The 18,210-nt window shown below is 56.1% G+C and carries 11 protein-coding genes; 7 read left to right on the forward strand and 4 right to left on the reverse strand.

What is annotated here, in order from left to right; all coding sequences use genetic code 11:
* Positions 1-263 precede the first annotated feature (263 nt).
* The 4 genes from ACTJIK_RS05540 (at position 264) to ACTJIK_RS05555 (ending at position 4,968) form a co-directional block, all read left to right on the forward strand.
* Complete coding sequence (locus ACTJIK_RS05540; RefSeq protein ID WP_440645359.1) at positions 264-515, forward strand: hypothetical protein; 252 nt, start codon at positions 264-266, stop codon at positions 513-515.
* Positions 516-980: 465 nt separating this feature from the next.
* Positions 981-3,797, forward strand: coding sequence for an excinuclease ABC subunit UvrA (gene uvrA / locus ACTJIK_RS05545; protein WP_440645360.1), 2,817 nt, complete (start codon positions 981-983; stop codon positions 3,795-3,797).
* Positions 3,798-3,821: 24 nt separating this feature from the next.
* Positions 3,822-4,292 (forward strand): DUF6452 family protein, encoded by a 471-nt coding sequence (locus tag ACTJIK_RS05550; protein ID WP_440645361.1) that lies wholly within the window; start codon positions 3,822-3,824, stop codon positions 4,290-4,292.
* A complete protein-coding gene (locus ACTJIK_RS05555; protein ID WP_440645362.1) occupies positions 4,264-4,968 on the forward strand; it encodes a DUF6048 family protein in 705 nt (234 codons plus the stop codon). The genes ACTJIK_RS05550 and ACTJIK_RS05555 overlap by 29 nt, the downstream gene beginning before the upstream one ends.
* Positions 4,969-5,115: 147 nt before the next feature.
* On the opposite strand, the gene ACTJIK_RS05560 is transcribed toward ACTJIK_RS05555, so the two are convergent.
* Both ACTJIK_RS05560 and ACTJIK_RS05565 read right to left on the reverse strand, forming a co-directional pair.
* Positions 5,116-6,255 carry an SMI1/KNR4 family protein gene (locus ACTJIK_RS05560; RefSeq protein WP_440645363.1) on the reverse strand — a complete coding sequence of 380 codons (1,140 nt, stop codon included), beginning with the start codon at positions 6,253-6,255 and terminating at the stop codon, positions 5,116-5,118.
* 24 nt (positions 6,256-6,279) lie between these two features.
* Positions 6,280-6,726, reverse strand: a complete 447-nt coding sequence (locus tag ACTJIK_RS05565) for a GNAT family N-acetyltransferase (RefSeq protein ID WP_440645364.1) — start codon at positions 6,724-6,726, stop codon at positions 6,280-6,282.
* A gap of 93 nt (positions 6,727-6,819) precedes the next feature.
* On the opposite strand from ACTJIK_RS05565, the gene ACTJIK_RS05570 reads away from it, so the two are divergent.
* The 3 genes from ACTJIK_RS05570 to pbpC all read left to right on the forward strand — a co-directional run bounded on the left by ACTJIK_RS05570 (position 6,820) and on the right by pbpC (position 16,390).
* Positions 6,820-8,307, forward strand: coding sequence for an ATP-binding cassette domain-containing protein (locus ACTJIK_RS05570; RefSeq protein WP_440645365.1), 1,488 nt, complete (start codon positions 6,820-6,822; stop codon positions 8,305-8,307).
* Positions 8,308-8,346: 39 nt separating this feature from the next.
* Positions 8,347-13,905, forward strand: a complete 5,559-nt coding sequence (locus ACTJIK_RS05575; protein WP_440645366.1) for an alpha-2-macroglobulin family protein — start codon at positions 8,347-8,349, stop codon at positions 13,903-13,905.
* 94 nt (positions 13,906-13,999) lie between these two features.
* Positions 14,000-16,390 (forward strand): penicillin-binding protein 1C, encoded by a 2,391-nt coding sequence (gene pbpC / locus ACTJIK_RS05580; RefSeq protein ID WP_440645367.1) that lies wholly within the window; start codon positions 14,000-14,002, stop codon positions 16,388-16,390.
* A 6-nt stretch (positions 16,391-16,396) separates the two neighbouring features.
* Here the strand turns inward: pbpC and ACTJIK_RS05585 are convergent, their stop codons facing one another.
* Positions 16,397-17,656, reverse strand: coding sequence for a replication-associated recombination protein A (locus ACTJIK_RS05585; protein ID WP_440645368.1), 1,260 nt, complete (start codon positions 17,654-17,656; stop codon positions 16,397-16,399).
* Positions 17,657-17,662: 6 nt separating this feature from the next.
* Complete coding sequence (locus tag ACTJIK_RS05590; RefSeq protein WP_440645369.1) at positions 17,663-18,208, reverse strand: hypothetical protein; 546 nt, start codon at positions 18,206-18,208, stop codon at positions 17,663-17,665.
* Positions 18,209-18,210: the final 2 nt, after the last annotated feature.

Genomic DNA, 18,210 nt, shown 5'->3' on the forward strand with positions numbered 1-18,210 from the left:
GTTAGTGTACCCGCGTACTCACCGTATTTAATTCAGCTCCTATTGCAGATGTTTGTGAATGCCTTACCTGGCAAGCGTTTGCGCGCATGTTCACAGGCGGTTCGTTATGCTTTTCCGGAAGTATAGATCGCTTTGATATGCAGCATTTGCGGTGCGGATGTGCGGTGGTATGCACCAGACCGATGCAGGTTGAACCGTTTGTTAACCGGCTTTTGATAGCCTTTGTTAGTCCATTTTTTAATCTTTAAAACACACATGTAAAAATGAAACAATTGAAAAACTTTTTCCGGCTGGCCGCAGCCGCCGTTGTTCTGTTAACCGTATCCTGTCAAACCCAGCATGAATTAGTAAAACCCATCCGGTACAATTTCCTGGAAAGCCTGGACCCGGATTCCGTGCTGATGCTCTGCCCGCCGCCCGCCACCGGCAAGGTCACCAGCGGGTCCTGGAACGGCAATGTGATCCGGTACGATCAATACCTGCCGCAGCAGGCGCCGCAGGTCTATAACAGATAAACCTTTTAAACAGGAGCGGAAGAGTGGTCCTTCCGCTCCTGATATTTATTTTTCCCGGATGATTAGTTAACAGGAAAGTTAAAGCCGCTGAAATTTCACCCCGGCACAAGTTGGCACGCGCGCGCAGCCTGCGCTTCAGACTGCGCCAGCCTGGGGTTAACGGGAGAGTTAAAGCTGGCTGAAAAGTTCGTCGCCCCGGCACAAGCCGGCTCACACGCGCAGCCTGCGCTTCATACCTGCGCCAGCCCGGGGTGTTTCGCTTTAGTGGCGGGTCTTCCATCATCCGGCTGATTATCAGGATAATAGCGGGCTGAGGTGGAATTGCGTTCCTGAAGCCTCCTTTTTATTTTTCATTCCCTGTACAAATACGTAGTTTAGTACTTTGAACTTGTGTTCGGGAACTATATGGCAAAGCAAAAGCAAAAAACTACAATACAACCCGCCCCGGCAGCGCAACAGGAGGAAATGATCGAAGTGTACGGCGCCCGGGAGCATAATCTTAAAAACCTGGATATCCGTATCCCGAAGAACAGCCTGGTGGTGATCACCGGCATCAGCGGGAGCGGCAAATCGTCACTCGCATTCGATACCATTTATGCCGAAGGGCAGCGCAGGTACATGGAGAGCTTCTCCGCCTACGCCCGCCAGTTCATCGGCGATATGGAAAGGCCGGATGTGGACAAGATCACGGGCCTTTCGCCCGTTATCTCCATTGAACAGAAAACCACCAACAAGAACCCGCGTTCCACCGTTGGCACCATCACCGAGATATACGACTTTCTCCGCCTCCTATACGCCCGCGTAGGCGAAGCCTTCTCCTACAACACCGGCAAACGCATGACGCGCTTTTCCGAAGAAGAGATCATGGCGCACATCTTCGCTAATTTCCCTAAAAAGAAACTGGTGATACTCGCTCCCCTCGTGCGCGGCCGCAAAGGCCACTACCGCGAGCTGTTCGAACAGGTGCGCAAGCAGGGCTTCCTGAAAGTGAGGGTGGACGGCGAAGTGCTGGACCTGAAGGAACGCATGCAGGTGGACCGCTACAAGATCCACGACATCGAGCTGGTGATAGACCGCATACAGGTGCAGGACGATGCGCGCACGCGCATCAGCCAGAGCGTGCAGAAAGCCCTCCAGATGGGCAAAGGGCTCATGTTCGTGATGGACCACGACACCAGCAAGGTAAACCAGTACAGCCGCCAGCTGATGTGTGAAGACACGGGGATCTCATACGAAGAACCCTCGCCCAACACTTTCTCCTTCAACTCGCCCTACGGCGCATGCCCGCGCTGCAAAGGCCTGGGCACCATTTACCAGATAGACATGGACGAAGTGCTGCCGGACCGCAGCAAATCCATCAGCGAAGGCGGTCTCGTACCTCTCGGCGAAGCCAGGGATACATTTACGTTCAAGCAGATACAGCAGCTCGCTAAAAAATATAAGTTCTCCCTCACCGCGCCCATCGAAAAGATCCCGGAAAACGCCATGAACGTACTCCTGTTCGGCGATGAGAACGGTAAGCTGGAGGTGGACATGGGCTTCGAGGAAAACGGCGCCGAAACTTACGCCACGGAATACGAAGGCGTGGTGAACATGGTACGCCGTTATTTCAACGACACCTCGTCAGACGCGGTGCGCAACTGGGCGGAAGGTTTTATGAAACTCTCCACCTGCCCCGAATGCAACGGCGCGCGCCTGCGCAAAGAAAGCCTCATGTTCAAGGTAGATGGCCAGAACATCTCCGAACTGGGCGAAATGAACCTGAACAAACTCGCTGTTTGGTTCGCCGGTATCGAGAAGCGCCTGGACAAAAAGCAGAACGTGATCGCCAAAGATGTGCTGAAAGAGATCCGCGAGCGCCTCGGCTTTTTGCTGGACGTAGGCTTGACCTACCTCACGCTGAACCGCGCCACGCGCACGCTCAGCGGCGGGGAAAGCCAGCGCATCCGCCTGGCCACGCAGATCGGCTCCCAGCTGATGGGCATCACCTATATTCTCGACGAGCCCAGCATCGGGCTGCACCAGCGGGACAATATGCGCCTCATAGACGCGCTCCGCAACCTCAAGACCATGGGTAACACCGTGATCGTGGTGGAGCACGACAAGGATATCATGCTGCATGCGGACCACCTGATAGATATCGGTCCCGGCGCGGGCATACACGGCGGCAGCGTGGTGGCGCAGGGCCGCCCTGATGAAATGCTGAAGCTGGATACCGCCACAGCGGGATATCTCAACGGCATCCGTGAAATACCGGTGCCGGAACAACGCCGCAAGGGCAACGGGAAGTTCCTGGAGCTGAAAGGCGCTACAGGCAACAACCTGAAGAACGTTACGCTGAAGCTGCCGCTGGGCGTGTTCACCTGCGTGACGGGCGTTTCAGGCAGCGGCAAATCCACGCTTATCAACGAAACCCTTTACCCGATCCTCTCCAAACACGCCTATGATTCCAAAATGGTGCCCATGCCCTACAAAAGCATCAAGGGCCTGGAGGAGATAGACAAGGTGATTGAAATAGACCAGAGCCCCATCGGGCGTACCCCGCGGAGCAATCCCGCCACTTACTGCGGTTTCTTTACAGAGATCCGGCAGTTATTTGCGGCGGTGCCTGAAGCCAAGATCAGGGGGTATAACGCCGGGCGTTTTTCCTTCAACGTGAAAGGCGGGCGCTGCGACGTTTGCGAAGGCGCCGGTGTGCGGGTGATCGAAATGAACTTCCTGCCGGATGTGTACGTGCACTGCGAAAAATGCAACGGCCGCCGCTACAACCGCGAAACCCTTGAGATACGTTATAAAGGCAAGTCTATCAGCGACGTGCTGGACATGACCGTGGAAGAAGCCGTAGAGTTCTTCCAGCCTGTGCCTTATCTTTACCGCAAGATCAAGACCCTCCAGGATGTGGGCCTTGGTTACATCACGATCGGCCAGAGCGCCGTGACCCTTTCGGGGGGCGAAGCCCAGCGTGTGAAAGTGGCCACCGAGCTGTCCAAAAAAGATACCGGCAAAACCATTTACATCCTCGACGAACCCACCACGGGCCTGCATTTCCAGGACATACAGCTGCTGCTGAACGTGCTGAACAAACTCGTGGAACGCGGCAACACCGTGCTGGTGATAGAGCACAACCTGGATGTGGTGAAAGTGGCGGACTACGTGGTGGACCTGGGGCCGGAAGGCGGGGAAGGCGGAGGCCAGATACTTTGCACCGGAACGCCCGAAGAGGTGGTCAAATGCAAGGATTCACATACCGCCGTATTTTTGAAAAAAGAACTCAGGAAATAGGCGGCCGTGCCAACAAGTTGCTTTATGAAATATCTTTTGCTGATAGCATGTTTTATCACAGCGCTCACCGCCTGTGACGACGATACCAAGGTTTGCGACCTGGACACGCGCACCCAGGTGCGCGCCCGGTTCCGTTACCCCAACCCGAACAACAGCAACATAGAGGAAGATACCGCCTTTGCGAAGCTTACGCTGTTTGCGCTCAATAAAGACAGCATCTACAAAAAGGTGCCGGGCCTCAGCGGCATGCAGTTCCAGCTGGACAGGCAGGCCGATAGCAGCCGGTATTATTTCCAGACCGATTCAGCCCGCATTGCAGATACCATCACCTTCCGCTACCAGCGCCAGCCGCATTTTATTTCCGCCGGCTGCGGGGTGGTGATGTATTTTAATATCGACACGGTATTATCCACCACCCATGTCATAAAGTCTATAGCGATCACCAGTAAGCAAGTAACGGAAGAAAATGAAAATACGATCATACTCCATTTTTAGTTTGCTGTTGCTGTGCGCGGTAACCGCAGGAGCCCAGTCCAAAAAGGATTCGGTGAAAACCATCACGATGGAGGTGCCCGCAGGCCTGCGCGTAGGGGTGGACCTTACCCGTTTTGCCATTCCGTTCTTCCAGCCATACCGCCGCGATGCCACAGTGGTGCTGGATGCGCGGTACAACGACCGCGTTTATTTTGCGGCAGACGTTAGCTACGGGCTTACCGATCATTCAGACTCCAACTACACCTACAAAAGCAACGGCGTAGCCATCGCCATCGGCATAAATTACAACCTGCTCAAAAAACAGGTGCCAAAAGAGAACTTCATGCTGTATGGGGGCTTCAAGTATGGCTTCGCCCTGTTCAGTTACGAAATGCCCGAATATAATATTCATAGCAGCTACTGGGGAAACTATACCAGCAGTATGCCTACCGCCACCAAGATGGGCCACTGGGTAGAGCTGTCGCTGGGCATAAAGGTGGAGGTGCTGAAGAACCTGTACCTGGGATGGAGCCTGCACGAACGCATCCTGCTGAATAATTCGCTGGCGAAAAGCGATTTTCCCCCGCTTATCATCCCGGGTTACGGGAAAGGGTATAAGGGCAGCGCGTTTGATGTGCAGTACACGATCTCCTACCTGTTCCCGCTGTGGAAAGTGAAGCAGCAGACTAAGCTCTAAGAGGGCGGGAATATTGGGTTACCGCCGTTCAGTTTTAAACAATCCTCTTTCAATATAAAAAGAAACCGGCCCGGAACATATGCTCCGGGCCGGTTCTGTTATGTTAAATATCGCCGGCGCCCGTGATCTGTGCAGGCGCGCAGGATATCAGCTGTCAAATTCTTCGGGCATTTTTTCGTCTCCGGCGCCGCCGCGGTCGAAACCACCGCCTCCGCTGCCACCGCGATCGTAACCGCCTCCTCCTCCGCCACGGTCGTAACCGCCGCCGCCTCCGCGATCGTATCCGCCTCCGCCGCTTCCGCCACGGTCAAATCCGCCACCACGGCTGCCTCCGCGATCATAGCCACCGCCGCCGCTTCCGCCGCGGTCGTAACCACCGCCTCCGCTTCCGCCACGGTCGAACCCGCCACGGCCTCCGCCGCCACGATCGTAGCCGCCGCCTCCGCCACCGCGGTTGCCGCCAAAGCCGCCTCCGCCGCCACGGTTACCACCGCCGCCAAATCCACCAGGACGGCCTCCACCGCCACCAGGGCGACCACCGCCTCCGCCGAAACCGCCGCGTCCACCACCGCCGCCAAAGCCGCCACGGGGTTGCTTTTTCTCAATGCCCCAGAGGTAACCTTCCCGGAAACGAATGATGCCCCGGTTGTCCGCCCCATGTTTGCCCCAGGCAAAACCGCTGCCCACAGGCTTGTTGCGAAGGTCGCCGATCATGTAGTTGAAAGGCAATTGCTTGGCGAACTCGGCCAGCTCCGGATCTTCGGAATAACGGGCTTCCTCGCGGGAGATCAGGCCGTCGTCGCGGTTCCAGATGTCGTTCACCACGATCTCATGCACCACGTCGATGCTGGATTTTTTGATCTCCTTGCCGTATTCATGCAGCTGTTGCAGGAATTCAGTGATGTTTTCGGACTGCTTTACGATCACGGCAGGGTCGTTGCACACGTAAAAAACGTTGCCCCAGTTGCCGTTACGGTCCACATCCAGCACCCAGTAGTTGCCGTAACCGTCTCCCGCGATCCGGATGGAATTGGGGATCATGTTATAAAGGTCAAAGTCGCGGGTACCGTCGAAAGTGATGGCATCCAATCCATAAAAAAGGAAACCGCTGCTGAATTGCAGCAACTCCCTGATGTCTTCCGGTATATGTCTGGTACGGAGTTGTTTGGCGATGTTGTCGATTTCGGAGTCGGAAAGGCCCGGCATCAGTTCTACCGAGTATTCCTCTTTCTGATGCGTATGATACTTTTCGTGCAACATCGCATTCAGTTGTTCGAGTGGCGTCATGTGTTTGAATTATCTGTAATTATGTTAAGCTCTGATCATTTCGATGTGCGGAATCTGATCTTCCAGGTACATCTCACTGCTCTGTACGAACCCCAAAGATTCATAAAATTTCTGTAAATACAACTGCGCCCCAATCTTGATGGGGATTTTCCCCCAACGGGCTTGTACCTCCGCAATGGAAACTTCCATCAGTTCTCGCCCGAAACCCTTGCCCCTGGCGGATGGGGACGATACGACCCGTCCAATGGAGGCCATATCGAATTTAATGCCGGGTGCAAACAATCTTGTGTAAGCCACCAGTCCCGCTTCATTTACACCCAGCAAATGAAGCGCCTGCTGGTCGTAATTGTCCGGGTCCAGGTAGGCACAGGCCTGTTCCACCACAAATACTTCGGCGCGAAGCCGTAAAACCTGGTATAGTTCCTCGTTTGTAAGTTCGTTGAATGTTTTGACACTCCAGCTGATTCCCATGACGCGCGTAAACTTTAAGATAAAATTACAATCCCCGGGGTTTGTTTTATGAAAGAGAGTCCCGAAATTGGACCCTGGAAACCTTCCCGTTAGATGATGAACAGCAGCAAGTCTCCTTTCCTGTCCCTGGAACACATTACCGTGCGCAACCAGTCCAAAACGCTTTTTCCTGACCTGACCTGGCACCTTCGCTCCGGCGAGCACTGGGCTGTTACCGGGAAAAGCGGCTCAGGGAAGACCAGCCTCCTACATACAATTCTCGGCAAAAATAATGTGATCAATGGCAGTATTCGCCATTATTTTTACGATCGCTACCGGGAAACCCATGAAATCAGCGACCCGTACTTCAATTATCGCCGCTTAATAGCCATGGTAGGGCATCACCATGATTTTAAAAATTTATCGCATACCTCGGATTTTTATTACCAGCAGCGTTTCAACAGCATGGATTCCTCCGATGCGCCCACGGTGAACGAATACCTGGAGGGCCAAACGGGCGACCCGGTGCTGGAACCCCTGCAAATCAGCCACCTGCGCGATAAAGAGCTGATCAAGCTCTCCAACGGCGAAACCCGCCGCGTAATGATAGCCAGGGCCCTGCTGCAAAAGCCGGAACTGCTGTTGCTGGACAATCCCTTCATTGGCCTGGATGTGCAAAGCCGTAAGGCCTTTCACGGGATCGTGAACCATGTGGCCGCTTCCGGCGCCACGGTGGTGCTGGTGACCTCGCCCACGGAGATACCCGAATCCATCACCCACGTGCTGAGCCTGGAGGATGGGCGTGTAGCCGGTACCTTTACCAGGGCTGAATTCCTGGCCCAATACCAGCCCGAAGAACCCGCGGCGGCCATGCAAATGGACCTTTCCCTGCTGCGCCGGCTCACCGCCGGGGCCCAGTCCCGCGACTACGGGCATATCGTGCAAATGGACGATATCCACGTAAAATACGGCGAAAACACCATTCTCGACGGTATTAACTGGACCATCCGCCCCAATGAAAAATGGGCGCTGCTGGGCCCGAACGGCTCCGGCAAAAGCACTTTGCTGAGCCTGATCAATGCGGATAACCCGCAATCCTACGCCAACCGCATCAGCCTGTTCGACCGGCCGAGGGGCAGCGGGGAAAGCATCTGGGACATTAAAAAGAAGATCGGCTTCGTGTCTCCCGAGCTGCACCAGTACTTCGATTCCAACGCCACCTGCGTACAGGTGGCCGGCTCCGGCTTTTACGATACCATCGGCTACATGCGGTCCTGCACCCCGGAGCAGCTGGAAAAGGCCCTTGGCTGGATGGAGCTGCTGGAAATTAACGGGTACGCCGCCACGCAGTTCAAGCAGGTGCCCGAAAGCGTGCAGCGCCTCGTGCTGCTGGCCCGCGCGCTGGTGAAGAACCCGCCCCTCCTGGTATTCGACGAACCCTGCCAGGGGCTTGACGTCCATCAGAAGCTGCATTTCAAACACGTGATCGAATCCCTCTGCGAATACCTTCCAGTAACGATGATCTATGTAACGCATTACGAAGAAGAACTGCCTGCACCTGTGAATCACTTTTTGCGGATACGCAATGGGAAAATGATCTAATTTCCGATACCTTTATCTGGTCCTTTTAAAAACCTCACTATGCACCCGAACAATCGGCCCCTCGTACTTGCATGCCTGCTTCTCTGCGCCATGGCGCATTTCGTGGCAGGATGCAAAAGCAAAGCGAAAGAAGTGAACCCCGCTTTTGCGAAATACATTGCCGCTTATACCACCGGCATTATCTCGAAACAAAGCGCCATCCGCATCCAGCTTGCGGGAGAAGTGAACGTGATCCATGCGCAGAATGAGCTCGTGGCAGACGATGTGTTCTCCTTTTCCCCTTCCATTAAAGGCAAAGCCTACTGGGTAGACGCTACTACGCTGGAATTCAGGCCGGACCAGAACCTGGACCCCGGCAAGACCTACGAGGCGAAGTTCAGGCTGGGCAAAGTGATGACGGTGCCGGCAGACCTGAAGGTGTTCGAATTCGGCTTCCAGGTGATCAAACCTTCCTTTGAAGTGGAGCTGATGGGCCTGAAAAGCGCCAATAACAGCAGGGACCGCATGAGCTTCTCCGGCGTGGTGTACACGGCGGACGTGGAAGACGTGCAGGCCGTGGAAAAGCTGATCGCCGTGCAATACGACGGTTCCAAAACGAATATCACCTGGCAGCATGATGTGGCCCAGCGTACCTATAAATTCACCATCGGCAACATCGTCCGCAAAAACGCCGCCGCCAAAATGCGTATCAGCTGGAACGGGCAGAGCATCGGCTCGGAGCTGAAAGACGACCGCGAGATAGAAGTGCCGGCCATCGGCGATTTTAAGGTGCTCGATATCAAAGCAATATACGATCCCGAAGATTACGTGCTGGTGCAGTTCAGCTGCCCGCTGAACGGCTCGCAGAACCTCGAAGGCCTGATCGGCATCAGCGGCCAGAGCGAGCTGCGGTATACGATAGACGGCAGCGAGGTGCGCGTGTACGCGCCGGTAAGGCTGGAAGGGAATTACACCATAGTGGTGAACGAAGGCGTGCAGAACGCGTTTGAGGGCCGGCTGGACAAAGCCTTTACCGCCAGCGTGAACTTCGAGAACCGCCTGCCTTCCGTGAGCATTCCCGGCAAAGGCGTGATCATGCCGCAAAGCGGCAGGCTCGTGATGCCGTTCGACGCCGTGGGCCTGAAAGCCGTGGATGTGGTGGTGCTGAAGATCTATGAGAACAATATCCCGCAATACCTGCAACGCAACAACCTCAACGGCGATGAAGAGCTTCGTCGTGTAGGCAGCCCCGTAGTGCAGAAAACCATCCGGCTGGATACGGACAAGTCAGTGAACCTTCACCGGCGCACCCGCTTCAGCCTGGACCTGGAGCAGCTGGTGAAAACCGAGCCCGGCGCGATCTACCGCGTAACCATCGGGTTCAGGAAGGAATATGCCATGTATACCTGTCCTGATAAAGCCACCAGCGAAGAGGAAGCGCGTGAGGATGAAGAAGAGTATTACGGTGAAGCGATAGACGGGGACGACGCTTTCTGGCGCCGTTACGACAGTTATTACCCATACGGTTACAACTGGGACGACCGTGAAAATGCCTGCACCAATTCTTATTATAACAAGTCCCGCTGGGCTTCCCGCAATATCATTTCCTCCAACATCGGCCTGATAGCCAAACGCGGCAACGACAATACCATGCTGGTGGCGGTTACGGACATCCGTGATGCAAAACCCCTGTCCGGCGTGGAGCTGGAACTGCTTGATTACCAGCAGCAGGTGATCTTCAGCGGCCGCAGCGACGGAGACGGCTTTGCGAAGTTTGAGCTGAAACGCAAGCCCTACCTGCTGGTGGCCAAAAAAGATACCGAGCGCGGCTACCTCAAGCTGGACGACGGCAGCTCGCTGCCCCTCGGCCGCTTTGACGTAAAAGGCGAAGAAGTGCAGCAGGGTATGAAAGGCTTCCTGTATGGCGAGCGTGGCGTATGGCGCCCCGGCGATTCCCTCTTCCTCACGTTCATGCTGGAAGACAAAGAAGGGAAACTACCGCCCAACCATCCCGTGATGCTGGAGCTGTACAACCCGAAAGGCCAGCTGTACAAGCGTTTGAACCAGCACGTCGCCCTCAATGGGTTTTACAATTTCCATACCGCTACCGATGCGGATGCGCCCACCGGCAGCTGGCTGGCGAAAGTGAAAGTTGGCGGCGCCACCTTCACTAAAAATATCCGTATAGAAACCGTGAAGCCCAACCGCCTGAAAGTGCGGCTGGACTTCGGGAACCAGGCTTCGCTGGTGAAAGACGAAAGCCCGAAAGGCACGCTGACCGCGGCATGGCTCTTCGGCGCGCCTGCCCAGAGCCTCAAGGCAAAGGTGGACGTGTCCCTCACCTCCTCTACGACCGCTTTCCCAAAATTCGACGGGTATAGCTTCGACGATCCTACCGAGCGTTTCAGCACAGAGAATAAAACCATTTTCGACGCCAGCCTGAACGAGGAGGGCGTAGCGCCCGTTTCGGCGAACATTCCCGTGGGCGAACGCGCACCGGGTGTGCTGAAAGCCAACTTTGAAGTGAAAGTGTTTGAACCCGGCGGCGATTTCAGCATCGATCATTTCTCCATGCCCTACCACGTGTTCGACTCCTATGTGGGCGTTGCCGCGCCGGAAGGCGACCGGCTCACCGGCATGCTGGTGACCGATAAAGCGCACCAGGTGAGCATCGTGAATGTGAACGCCGCGGGCAAGCTGCTGAGTGGCAGCCGCAACGTGGAAGTGCAGCTGTACAAGATCCGCTGGCGCTGGTGGTGGGATGAAAGCGATAACGATTACAGCAATTTTACCGACGATAACTACAATCAACTGCTGCAAACGCAGACCGTGACCCTGCAGAACGGTAAAGGCACCTGGCCGCTGCTGATCCGCCAGCCGGAATGGGGCCGCTACCTCATCCGCGTGAAAGACCTGGAAAGCGGGCACATCACGGGCCAGAGCGTGTATATCGACTGGCCGAATTACGCGGAGCGGCTCCAGAAGGAAAATCCTGCGGAGGCGGCCATGCTCGTGTTCACCTCCAATAAAACGAAATATAATGTAGGGGAAGACATCGTGCTCACCATTCCCAGCAGCGAAGGCGGCCGCGGGCTCATCAGCATCGAGTCCGGCAGCAAGGTGCTGAAGACCGACTGGATAGGTACCGAAAAAGGCCAGACCGTGTACCGCTTCAAAGCGGAGAAGAACATGGCGCCGAATATTTATGTGAACGTAAGCCTGCTGCAGCCGCATGCACAAACCGCCAACGATCTTCCCATCCGCATGTACGGCACTATTCCCGTGCTGGTGGAAGATCCCAATACCATCCTGAAACCCGTGATCAGCCTGCCTGCCACGTTGCGGCCGGAAACCAATGCATCTATTTCCGTATCGGAATCCGGTGGTAAGGCCATGACCTATACCATTGCCATCGTGGATGAAGGTTTGCTGGACCTCACGCGTTTCAAAACGCCCGACCCGCACAGCGCATTTTATGCACGGGAAGCGCTCGGCGTAAAAACCTGGGACCTGTTCGATTACGTGATAGGCGCCTGGGGGGCGGACCTGGAGCGCATCCTGAGCATCGGGGGCGACGAAGGGCTGAACAAGAACGCCAGCACCGCCAAAGCCAACCGCTTCAAACCCGTGGTGCAGTTCATGGGGCCCTTCCACCTGGAAAAAGGAGGAAAGAAAACACACAACTTCAAGTTGCCTCCCTACATCGGTTCCGTGAAAGCCATGGTGGTGGCTGGCCAGGAAGGAGCATACGGTAATGCGGACAAAACCGCCGCCGTGAAAAAGCCGCTTATGCTGCTGGCTACCGTGCCGAGGGTGTTGGGCCCGGGGGAAACCATTCAATTGCCTGTAACCGTATTTGGCCTTGAGCCGCACGTGCGCCAGGCGAATGTGACGCTTTCGTCTAACCCGTATTTTGAAGTGATCGGCGAAAGCACCAAACAGGTGAGCTTCCCGAAACCCGGCGAGCAGCTTGTTTATTTTGACGTGAAGATCAGGCCGCAGGTAGGCATCGGCAAGTTCAAGATCGTTGCCACCAGCGGTAAGGAGAGAGCCGAAGAGAACGTGGAGCTGGACGTGCGTAATCCCAACCCGTACCTCACCAATGTAATAGAACATACGCTGGAACCCGGCGCAGCCTGGAACACGAGCTTCATGCCGGTAGGCATGGCAGGTACCAATACAGGCGTGCTGGAAGTGTCCACCATTCCCGCGCTGAACCTCGGCAAACGCCTGGAATACCTGATAGGTTACCCGCATGGCTGCGTGGAGCAAACCACATCCGCCGTGTTCCCGCAACTGGCGCTCGGCAACCTGATGGATCTTTCCGCCAGGCAGAAAGCGGAAGTAGACCGCAACATCAAAGCCGGCATCAACCGCCTGAGAGGTTTCCAGCTTACGGACGGCGGCCTGGGCTACTGGCCCGGCGCCAACGAGGCAGACGAATGGGGCACCAGCTATGCCGGCCACTTTATGCTGGAAGCGCAGGCCGCAGGTTACGCGCTGCCGCCCGGCTTCCTGGACCAATGGAAAAAATTCCAGCGCAACAAAGCGCAGAGCTGGTCGCCCAGCAGCTATACCTATTACGGCGGAGACCTGGTGCAGGCTTACCGCCTCTACCTGCTGGCCCTGGCTAAAACGCCGGAGCTGGGCGCCATGAACAGGCTGAAAGAATTCCAGCACCTGTCCGTCCCCGCCCGCTGGCGGCTTGCAGCCGCATACAAAATGGCCGGGCAGACCGAAGCGGCCAATGCGCTCATCAAAGGGCTCAGCACTAACGTTGCACCCTACACGCAGCTGAGCGGCACTTTCGGTTCGGACCTCCGCGATAAAGCGATGATACTGGAAACGCTCACCCTCATGGGCCAGCGCAATGCGGCCAACGGCCTGCTGAAACAGGTGGCGGCAGAGCTTGGCAAAGAAAGCTGGTACAGTACCCAAACCACCGCGTACTCACTGATCGCCATCGCGAAATTCTGCGGGGTGAACAAAGGCGGCAGCAAAATGGCTTACAGTTATACGCTGAACGGCACGCCGGGCAACGTAAACGCCAACTCATACCTGTCGCAGACGCCGCTGGCCTTCAGGCCGGGAAGCAGCGCCGTGGCGCTGCAGAACAAAGGCCAGAACGTGCTGTACGTGCGCCTCATCCTGCGCGGGCAGCCGGAAGCGGGGCAGAACCCGTATGCGGACAATAATCCTGACATCCTGGCCATGAACGTGGAATACAACACCCGCAACGGCAAACCGATCAGTCCCGACCAGCTGAAGCAGGGAACGGACTTTGTTGCCACTGTCACCCTCCGCAATCCCGGCAAACGCGGGATATACGAGCAGATGGCGCTCACGCAGGTGTTCCCTTCAGGCTGGGAGATCATCAACACCCGCCTCATGGGCAACGACAGCACGCTCGTTTCATCGCCCTACACTTACCGCGATATCAGGGACGACAGGGTGTATACCTACTTCAACCTGGAAGAAACGAAAACCGTGACCTACCAGGTGTTGCTGAACGCGGCATACCTCGGCAGGTATTACCTGCCGGCGGCCTCCTGCGAAGCGATGTACGACAATACCATCCATGCATTTGCGCCGGGCAAGTGGGTGGAAGTAATAAAATAATGCCCGTTTGCGGGACAGATCATTCAATCAAAGGCCGGCAGGAAGAGGATAACAACGATCCTTACCGCCGGCCTTCAATTTATTTTGCAGGAATATGCAGGAGCGGATCAAACAATGGATCATCAGGAGAAAATGGCGCCTGGCTATCGTGGCCGGGCTGCTGCTGTGGTATTATTTCCTGCTGCCGGCAAAACTTTTCAAAGCGCCTACCTCTTTCGTGATAGAAGACATGGAAGGGGAACTGATGAATGCAGCCATTGCAAAGGACGGGCAGTGGCGGTTTCCTGCGGACAGGCTGGTGCCGGAGAAATTTGAAAAATGCATTGTCGCTTACGAAGACAAACGTTTTTTCTACCACTGGGGGATAGACCCGCTGGCCACAGGCCGCGCCCTCAGGCAGAACCTGGGCGGCGGCAGGGTAGTGAGCGGGGCCAGCACGATTACCATGCAGGTGATCAGGCTGTACCGCAACAAGCCCCGCACCATGTGGCAGAAAATGATCGAAATGATACTGGCCACGCGGCTGGAGTTCCGGTATTCCAAAAAAGAAATACTCGGCCTGTATGCGGGCAATGCCCCTTTCGGCGGAAACGTAGTGGGGCTGGAGGCCGCTTCCTGGCGCTATTACGGCCGCAAGCCGGACCAGCTGTCCTGGGCGGAAACCGCTACCCTGGCCGTGCTGCCGAACAGTCCTGCCCTGATACACCCCGGCCGCAACCGCCAGGCGCTGATGGAGAAGAGGAATTCCCTGCTGCAAAAACTCTGGCGGAACGGAACGATAGACAGCAGCACCTGCGCGCTGTCCTCCATGGAACCCTTACCTGACAAGCCGCATGCCCTCCCGCAGTTCGCCCCGCACCTGCTGAACCGTTTCCGGCAGGATTACGCGAGGGAGAAACAACAAGGCAGCACCCGCCTCAAAACCTCGCTGGACGGCGAGTTGCAGGGAAATGTGAACGACATCCTCCTGCGCCATCACCAGCAGCTCCGCGCCAACGGCATCAACAACGCCGCCGCGCTGGTGCTGGATGTGGAAACAGGTCATGCTTTGGCATACGTGGGCAATGTGTACAATCCCGCCAACCCCGAGCTGGAATCTTTCGTGGACATTATCCAGGCGCCGCGAAGCCCCGGCAGCACGCTGAAGCCGCTGCTTTACGCCGGCATGCTGCACGACGGCCAGATGCTGCCCCATACCCTGCTGCCCGACGTGCCTACGCAGGTAGCAGGATATACTCCGCAGAACTTCGACCAGTCGTACGACGGCGGCGTGCCCGCTTCGCGCGCGCTGGCACGGTCGCTCAATATCCCGGCGGTAAAGCTGCTCCAGCAATACCGTGCGGACCGGTTTTTATTGCTGCTGAAGAAGCTAGGCATCACTACCATGAACAAACCCGCTGCGCATTACGGTCTTTCCATGATCCTCGGCGGCGGCGAAACCACGCTCTGGGAGCTGACCGGCGTGTATGCCAGCATGGCCCGCAGCATGCTGCATCTTGAGCAATACAAAGGAAAATATGATGCGGACGATTATCATGCGCCCGGCTACCGGCCCGATGAAACGCTGCCTTCCAACAACGCGCTTTCTCCCTTCGGCGTGCTCGATGCAGGCGCTATCTGGTACACCTTCCAGGCGATGGAAGAAGTGATGCGGCCCGGAGAGGAATTTATCTGGCAGGCATTCGCATCCTCCAAACGGATCGCGTGGAAAACCGGTACCAGCTTCGGTTTCCGCGATGGATGGGCTATCGGCGTTACGCCTTCGCATGTAGTGGGCGTATGGGTAGGCAATGCGGATGGAGAGGGAAGGCCGGGGCTCACCGGCGTGTCTGCCGCCGCGCCGGTCATGTTTGATATTTTCAGGTTGCTGCCCGGCCAGCCGGCGCTCAATACCCCTGCGGATAAATTGCAGCCCGTGCTGGTATGCCGGCAGAGCGGCTACAGGGCCGGGGAATATTGCACCGAAAAAGACACGCTCGCCGTGCCCGCGGCAGGGCTGCGTTCGCCCGCATGCCCCTATCACCAGCTCATTCACCTGGATGCCGCCGGCCGCTTCCGCGTGACCGCGGATTGTGAAGCACCGGACCTTATGCAGCATAAGCCCTGGTTTGTATTACCGCCCGCCATGGAACATTTTTACCGCACCACGCATGCCTACGAGCCGCTGCCGCCGTTCAAGCCCGGCTGCAACAGGCTGGAGCAGGGTAAATCCATGGAACTGATCTACCCGCGGCCTTCCGCGCGGATATTTGTACCGGTAGAGATAGACGGCGCCCTGGGAGAAACAGTGTTCAAAGCCACGCACCGCCAGCAGGCGGCAAAGATCTTCTGGCACCTGGACCAGCATTTTGTGGGCGTTACGACAGATTTTCACCAGATATCGCTCCGGCCCGCGCCGGGCAAGCATACCATCACATTGGTTGATGAAGAAGGAGAGGAGATCAAACAGGGGTTTGAGATATTGGATAAGGCAAAAGCGAAATAGCGGCGTTTAATAATTGTATTTCTCTTTCCACAGGGCCTTCAGGTATTTCCGCAATTCATCTTCCCGCGCGTTTTTGCCGGGTTCGTAGAACTTGGTGCCGGTGATTTCCTCCGGCAGGTATTCCTGCGGCGCAAAATTATTCGAGAAGTCGTGCGAGTATTTGTAGTCTTTGCCATAGCCCTGCTGCTTCATCAGCTTGGTGGGCGCGTTGCGGATATGCAGCGGTACAGACAGGTCGCCGGTTTGGGCCACCATGTTCTGCGCCATGCCGATGGCCATATACGAGGCATTGCTTTTGGGAGAGGATGCGAGATAGGTAGCGCATTGCGAAAGAATGATCCTTGCTTCCGGATGGCCGATCAGGTTCACCGCCGTAAACGTGCTGGTGGCCAGCAGTAAGGCATTCGGGTTGGCATTGCCGATATCTTCAGAGGCCAGTATCACGAGGCGCCGCGCAATGAATTTCACATCTTCCCCGCCGGCCAGCATGCGGGCCAGCCAATATACCGCGCCGTTGGGGTCGCTGCCGCGGATGGATTTGATGAAGGCGGAAATAATATCGTAGTGCTGCTCGCCCGCTTTATCGTAAATGGCCACCCTTTGCTGGGCTATCTCCATTACTTTTTCATTCGTCAGCACAATGGGATGTTCCTCCTGCAAGGTATCCACCACCAGCTCGAACAGGTTCAGCAGCTTGCGCGCATCGCCGCCGGCGATATTAAAAAGCGCTTCCGTTTCTTTCAGCTCGATGGTTTTTTCCGCCAGCCATTCATCTTTCGCCATCGCCTGCCGCAACAGCTGTTGCAGCTCGGGCTCGCCCAGCGCTTTCAGCACATACACCTGGCAGCGCGACAGCAAGGCCGCATTTACCTCGAAAGAGGGGTTTTCCGTAGTAGCGCCGATCAGGGTCACGATGCCTTTCTCCACTGCGCCCAGCAACGCGTCCTGCTGGCCTTTGTTGAAACGGTGTATCTCGTCTATGAACAGTACGGAGTGTTTACTCCGGGCCAGTTCTATCACCTCGCGGATGTCTTTCACGCCGGAAGAAATGGCGCTGAGCGTGTAAAACGGCACCTGCAGCGTATTGGCGATGATGTTGGCAATGGTGGTTTTGCCCACCCCGGGCGGCCCCCAGAGGATCATGGAAGGCACTTTGCCCGCCTGGATCGCCTTCCGGAGAATGCTGCCGCTGCCGGTAAGATGCTCCTGCCCTACAAGATCATCCAGCACAGCGGGTCTTAATCGTTCTGCCAGTGGTGCGCGCATGGTGAGTTACGGGTTGTTTGGGTTGTTGATATCAAAGAATGGATCTCTTTCTTTGGGCTGCTGGTCTTTTCTCCAGCGGTTGAAGAAAATACGGCTCAGCTCACAATTGACCGCGATCGCAATGGCATGGATGCTTCCGAAAACCAGCACCATTTTGCGGATGATCCGCACGATCTCTTCTTTCGTAAGCCCCTCGGTATTCCTGACACTGTCCATATTGATCATCTTCATCAGTTCCGCATCCGGAGTTTTGGCGAAGAAGATCATATTGATCGCCACCAGCACGGCATAGATAAAAGCGATAATGCCGGTAACGAGGATGGTACGCGGAAGCGTGGCCGGAAGGGGCACTTCCGGGTTCGCGGTGGTGCGTTGCAGCTGCGTGCACAGAATATTATGATACAAGACCGTAGCCAGGAAGAACACGGGCATCAATATCCCCAGCAGCGAGGGTACCATCACCAGAGACATCAGCACGAACAACAGGAAAAAGCCCGCTACAATTATGTTTCCCCATGTAAGGAAACGGAACAACCCGAATAAGAACGACATAA

Origin of the sequence: Chitinophaga sp. 22620, from assembly GCF_052044405.1 — a bacterium.
GTDB lineage: Bacteria > Bacteroidota > Bacteroidia > Chitinophagales > Chitinophagaceae > Chitinophaga.